This window comes from Solemya elarraichensis gill symbiont (assembly GCF_002021095.1).
Lineage (GTDB): Bacteria > Pseudomonadota > Gammaproteobacteria > Chromatiales > Chromatiaceae.
On the sequence record NZ_MPRK01000314.1, the window covers coordinates 1 to 1,706 of the forward strand.

At 52.5% G+C, this 1,706-nt stretch carries 3 protein-coding genes and 1 pseudogene; 2 read left to right on the forward strand and 2 right to left on the reverse strand.

Going from position 1 to position 1,706, the window contains the following annotated elements:
- The coding region (locus tag BOW51_RS11340) for a hypothetical protein (protein ID WP_167367340.1) at positions 1-505 on the forward strand (505 nt) is incomplete at its 5' end.
- On the opposite strand, the gene BOW51_RS10540 is transcribed toward BOW51_RS11340, so the two are convergent.
- Together BOW51_RS10540 and BOW51_RS11980 are read right to left on the reverse strand one after the other, a co-directional pair.
- Complete coding sequence (locus tag BOW51_RS10540; RefSeq protein ID WP_167367341.1) at positions 492-1,004, reverse strand: ComF family protein; 513 nt, start codon at positions 1,002-1,004, stop codon at positions 492-494. The two genes, BOW51_RS11340 and BOW51_RS10540, sit on opposite strands and share 14 nt — an antisense overlap.
- A 12-nt stretch (positions 1,005-1,016) precedes the next feature.
- Positions 1,017-1,202 (reverse strand): annotated as a pseudogene (locus BOW51_RS11980) (double zinc ribbon domain-containing protein); the annotation flags it as partial.
- A gap of 78 nt (positions 1,203-1,280) precedes the next feature.
- Here BOW51_RS11980 and BOW51_RS10545 point away from each other — a divergent pair.
- On the forward strand, positions 1,281-1,682 hold the full coding sequence (locus BOW51_RS10545; RefSeq protein WP_078477673.1) for a hypothetical protein: 402 nt from the start codon (positions 1,281-1,283) through the stop codon (positions 1,680-1,682).
- The last annotated feature ends 24 nt before the right edge of the window (positions 1,683-1,706 follow it).

Below are 1,706 nucleotides of genomic sequence, written 5' to 3' on the forward strand. Positions count from 1 at the left end.
TGATGCCTGTTCATTCTATTCTGAAACCGCGTTTCGCGAACTGATTGGTCAGGACGGAGAGTTTTTTAGCCAGAGTGCCGACGCAGCCTACCGGCGCCTGGCAGATGGTACAAGCGCCGCGCCCGATTTTTCCGGCTGCTGGTGGAGGCTTGGTTTTGCAGAGGATGCATTTATCATGATGCAACTGCAGCTCTATCCCGTCTCTGGGGACGAGGCAAAGTCGCGTGTCGACACGCAGCTGGAAGCTGCACGAAAGATGAAATCCCCGTTGCTTCCGGAAGAGCTTGGTGGCTTTGGAGATGCGGCGCTATGGAGTCGGCTTTCGGCTAGTGTGCGCTGGCGCTATGGAGATGTCGTGCTGTTTGAGTTAATCATTTCGGAACAGGTTGCTGACGCAAAACCTCTACTTGATAATGAGCAGCGTAAGCAGTTGAGTATCCGTGCTGCACGAGCAATTGACCCGGCGATACGGCACGCCTATCCTTCAGCGCTTACTCATCCCTGACACTGCGGCCAACAGCCCAGGCTTCCACGGTTTCTATACCGGCTTTCTTGAATAGCTGTGCGGCAGCGTCGAAGGTGCTGCCGGTGGTCATGATGTCATCCACCAGCGCCACGTGCTGTTCACACATGGGCTGTGTGAGAGTGAAAGCATTGCACAGGTTTTTGTGCCGCTGTGTGCGGCTCAAGCCGCTTTGTGGTTGTGTGCTGTTGTTGCGCACCAGCAATCCGGTTTGAAGTGGAATCTGCAGTCGCCTTGCAAGCACCTTCGCTATCTCCAGGGCCTGGTCAAACCCTCGCTGGCGCATGCGTTCGGCATGCAATGGAATCGGCACCAGCAGTTGTGGCAGTTCTCTGCGCTGACAGAGGGAATCACAAAGCAGGTTGGCAAGCAGATTGCCGGCAGCAAGATCCTGGTGAAATTTGAAATTCAGATGTAACTGCCTGAGCGGATCGCTGTAGTGCAATGGTGCAATGCAGTGATCGAAAGCAGGTGGGCTCAACTGGCAACGGCCGCATTTGTGTGAGGATGAATTCACATGCATGGGCTCACCACACTGATGACAGGGGTGATCGATGCGCCGTATATCGTGATTGCAACTGTTGCAGAGTCCAGGTGCTCTTTGTGGAGCTTCGCCACATACAAGGCAGCGCCCCTTGAGGCGCAAGAATTGTCTAATATTACTCCATTTGTTAACCATCCAAGTTCCTTTTGGTTGACAATTATCAGGCAGACCTTAATATTAGCTGATCTATAGGATATTGCGCTGAACAAAATAATGAGCGAGTTTCACGAAGAGGCGGTCCTGCCGGAGCAGATTACTGCACAGCAGGCACGCCGGGCACCAGTCCTTTTTAATATATTGAATATCGTCGCAGTGATTATTCCCCTGCCATTGATGGTGTTCTGGCTGGGTGCATCGATGGTGCTATACGCGATGAACCGTCATCATCCATACCCCAAGGTCGCTCATTATGTACAGGCTGCATCAACGCGTCTCTACGGTGTTGCCGGTGCAGCAGTGCCCGTTGGGACTTTTTTTTCGCTGGAAATTACCCCGTGGCTGGTTTACTGGGGATTGGCCGCAATTATCATGATTCCCCTGTCGATTCGGGACCTCATCAGGATCAAGGAAGATCACTGGGAAGATACAGATTTACGAGGAGTTAAATATGACTGATATTCGCCACGACTGGAGTGTCGA

Coding starts and splice junctions, on each gene's coding strand:
- BOW51_RS10545 (WP_078477673.1), top strand. CDS start 1,281: ATGAGCGAGTTTCACGAAGAGGCGGTCCTGCCGGAGCAGATTACTGCA.